Origin of the sequence: Bradyrhizobium sp. SHOUNA76 (assembly GCF_023006445.1) — a bacterium.
Lineage (GTDB): Bacteria > Pseudomonadota > Alphaproteobacteria > Rhizobiales > Xanthobacteraceae > Bradyrhizobium.
The window spans coordinates 1-3117 of sequence record NZ_JALBHA010000631.1; the positions used below are offsets into that span (position 1 = coordinate 1).

The 3117-nt window shown below is 64.9% G+C and carries 5 protein-coding genes; 3 read left to right on the forward strand and 2 right to left on the reverse strand.

Annotated features, from left to right (window positions below):
- The 3 genes from MOV74_RS34715 to MOV74_RS34725 all read left to right on the forward strand — a co-directional run.
- The coding region (locus MOV74_RS34715; protein ID WP_246931514.1) for a PAS-domain containing protein at window positions 1-525 on the forward strand (525 nt) is incomplete at its 5' end.
- 83 nt (window positions 526-608) lie between these two features.
- Window positions 609-1064, forward strand: coding sequence for a GNAT family N-acetyltransferase (locus tag MOV74_RS34720; protein WP_246931521.1), 456 nt, complete (start codon window positions 609-611; stop codon window positions 1062-1064).
- Between the two features lie 254 nt (window positions 1065-1318).
- On the forward strand, window positions 1319-2260 hold the full coding sequence (locus tag MOV74_RS34725; protein ID WP_246931523.1) for an aldo/keto reductase: 942 nt from the start codon (window positions 1319-1321) through the stop codon (window positions 2258-2260).
- Between the two features lie 16 nt (window positions 2261-2276).
- Here the strand turns inward: MOV74_RS34725 and MOV74_RS34730 are convergent, their stop codons facing one another.
- Both MOV74_RS34730 and MOV74_RS34735 read right to left on the reverse strand, forming a co-directional pair.
- Window positions 2277-2600, reverse strand: a complete 324-nt coding sequence (locus MOV74_RS34730; protein ID WP_246931525.1) for an antibiotic biosynthesis monooxygenase — start codon at window positions 2598-2600, stop codon at window positions 2277-2279.
- 255 nt (window positions 2601-2855) lie between these two features.
- Window positions 2856-3117 (reverse strand): DUF1501 domain-containing protein (locus MOV74_RS34735; RefSeq protein WP_246931527.1); only part of this gene is annotated, 262 nt, incomplete at its 5' end.

A 3117-nucleotide genomic window follows, 5' to 3' on the forward strand; every position in this document is an offset into this window, starting at 1 on the left:
GGCATCACCGGCCTGATGCGCGAGCGGCTGCTCGGCACGTTCGCGGCCGAGCGCCGAAGTCACGCCACCGCCGCGCGGCTGTCGGCCGCGCTCGACCAGGTCGATATCGGCATCGTCCTGCTCGATGCCGAGACTCGGGCCGAGTTCATCAACCGCGCGTTCCGCGATTACTTTGCGGTGCCGGACGAGATCGCCGACGGCAAGCCGCCCTTCATCGCGCTGATGTATCACAGCCGCGACACCGGCGCGTTCGAGCTGCCCGAGGACGAGCTCGGAATTTTCATCGCGCAGCGCATGGAGATGGTGCGGATCGGCGATGCCACGCCGATCAACATCGCCTTGCGCAACGGCGAGGTGCTGCGCTTCGTTTGCGCCGCCCTGCCCGACGGCGGCCGGATGCTGAGCTACACGCCGGTGACCGACCTCGTGCGCCACACCGACGCGGCGTCACGCGCCGACTATTACCGCTCGCTGCGCGATCCCGCGGGCCGCAAGCTGATCCGCTACCTGCGGGTCGCGGAGTGATGCAACGACGCGATTGATCGGCAATGCGATCATCACGTATGAAGGACATCTCTTCGTCGTGCCCCCGAGATCGCGGAAATTCCATGTCACTCACCATTCGCTCCGTCACCAGGCAGGATTACGACCAATGGCTGCCGCTGTGGGACGGCTACAACGCCTTCTACGGCCGCTCCGGCCCGACCGCGCTCGCTCCCGAGATCACGAAGGTGACGTGGCAGCGCTTCTTCGACGCCTATGAGCCGGTGCACGGGCTGGTCGCCGAGAGCGACGGCAAGCTGCTCGGCATGACGAACTATCTGTTTCATCGCAGCACCACCGCGATCGAGCCGTCCTGCTACTTGCAGGACCTGTTCACGTCCGAGAGCGCCCGCGGCAAGGGCGTCGGGTCGGCGCTGATCCATGGCGTCTACGAACGCGCAAAGCTCGCGGGATCGCCGCGCGTCTATTGGCAGACGCACGAGACCAATCTCACGGCGCAGAGCCTGTACGACAAGGTCGCGGAGCGATCCGGCTTCATCGTCTATCGCAAGCTGTTCTGATGCCCGCGCGCACCCTGTGGATAACTCCCGCTGTCACCCGCGCGTAACATAGCGCGGCTAGGCTGCACCTGCGTCTGATCAGGCCCCCCGTCACCGATCAAGCGCCCCAAAGCGGTCCCCGTCAGTCGCCGCGTCTGACAGGGGCCGCATTTTTTTGTCCGCCTTGTCAGCATGGCAGCAGCGCGGCGAGCGCCTTGCTGGCGCGGCGCACGGTGGTCACAATGAGTGGCTGCTCATCTCTGACAGGATCTCCCATGGAAATTCGCAATCTCGGCGCCTCCGGCCTTCGCGTGTCTGCGGTCGGGCTCGGCTGCAACAATTTCGGCCAGCGCACGGATCTGGAGACCTCGCGCAAGGTGATCCATCGCGCGCTCGATCTCGGCATCACGCTGTTTGACACCGCCGACATCTATTCGAACATGGGCGGCTCGGAAAACGTGCTGGGCACCGTCCTGGGCGATCGCCGCAAGGACATCGTGCTGGCGACGAAATATTCCAAGCCGATGGCGGAGGACGGCACCAAGCAGGGCGCATCGCGCCGCTACATCATGGACGCCGTCGAGGCCAGCCTGAAGCGGCTGAAGACCGACTACATCGATCTTTATCAGCAGCACGACTATGACCCGCTGACGCCGATCGAGGAGAGCCTGCGCGCGCTCGACGATCTCGTCCGCCAAGGCAAGGTTCGCTACATCGGCAATTCGAACTTTCCGGCCTGGCGCGTCGCTGAAGCCGAGCATGTCGCGCGCGCGATGAATGTCAGCCGGTTCGTCTCCTGCCAGGACGAATATTCACTCATCATGCGCGATATCGAGAAGGACCTGCTGCCGGCGGCAACTGAATACAGGCTCGGCCTGTTGCCGTTCTTCCCGCTCGCCAGCGGACTTCTGACCGGCAAGTACCGGAAGGGCGAGGCCGCGCCTGATGATACCCGCTTCGGCAAGGTGCCGCGGCTGCGCGACCGCTACGTCACGCCACGCAACGAGAACATCGTCGAGAAGCTCCAGGCTTTTGCCAAGACGCGGGGCCATTCGATGCTCGAACTCGCCTTCTCCTGGCTCGCCGCGCGACCGCAGGTGTCGAGCGTGATCGCCGGCGCCACGCGCGTCGAGCAGATCGAGGAGAACGTCAAAGCGATTGCCTGGAAGCTCAGCGCGGAGGAGATGGCGGAGATCGACAAGATCACTCTGGGCTGACGTGCGAGGCGTGGCGCTACTTCGCGCCGCGTCCGACGGTCTGCATCACCTCAAAGCCTTCGAACTGGGGATGACCGAGATAGAGCGGCTTGTTGTCGCCGGCCCGGTGATGCGCGGCACGAAATGCTTCCGACTTGGTCCAGGCCTCGAACGCCGCGTGGTTCGCCCACACCGTGTGCGAGGCGTACAGCGTGTGGTCCTCGAGCTCGGGGCCCCGCAGCAGATGGAATTCGACAAAGCCCGGCACCTTGTCCAGATGCGTGTCGCGGCTGAGCCAGACCTGCTCGAAGGCGACCTCGGAGCCCTTGGCGACGCGGAAGCGGTTCATGGCGATGTACATGGGTGTGGTCTCCTGGAGGCGGGGCTCGTAAGGGATGCACCGCCCTCTCACTCCCTCGCCCCGTTCTTACGGGGAGAGGGTGGGGTGAGGGGCTGCTTCCGCGAGTTCGATATCGATTGTAAACGAAGCGCGCGTCGCACGCACTGCTGTTGTGCGAGTCGGATGGACTACCTCTTGGGCAACAATGTGCCCTGCCCCTCACCCGGATGGCTGCGCCATCCGACCTCTCCCCGCAAAGAGCGGGGAGAGATTAAGTCAGACCACCAATCCCTTCATCGGCCGTGCTGCGGCGCTGTCCGGAAACACCGTTTCCGCCAGCACGCGATCGGACAGGCCGAACTGGTCCTGCAGCACGCCCTTGATCACCGAACGCAGATCCGTGGTGGGCCTGAGGTCGCGGCCTTCATGGAGGTTGGCGAGCTTGAGGCCCGGCCAGTCGGAGATGACGCGGCCGCCCTTCACGGCGCCGCCGGCGAGCAGCGCGATCGTGCCGGTGCCGTGATCGGTGCCGTCGGTT

Coding starts and splice junctions, on each gene's coding strand:
- MOV74_RS34720 (WP_246931521.1), top strand. CDS start 609: ATGTCACTCACCATTCGCTCCGTCACCAGGCAGGATTACGACCAATGG.
- MOV74_RS34725 (WP_246931523.1), top strand. CDS start 1,319: ATGGAAATTCGCAATCTCGGCGCCTCCGGCCTTCGCGTGTCTGCGGTC.
- MOV74_RS34730 (WP_246931525.1), bottom strand. CDS start 2,600: ATGTACATCGCCATGAACCGCTTCCGCGTCGCCAAGGGCTCCGAGGTC.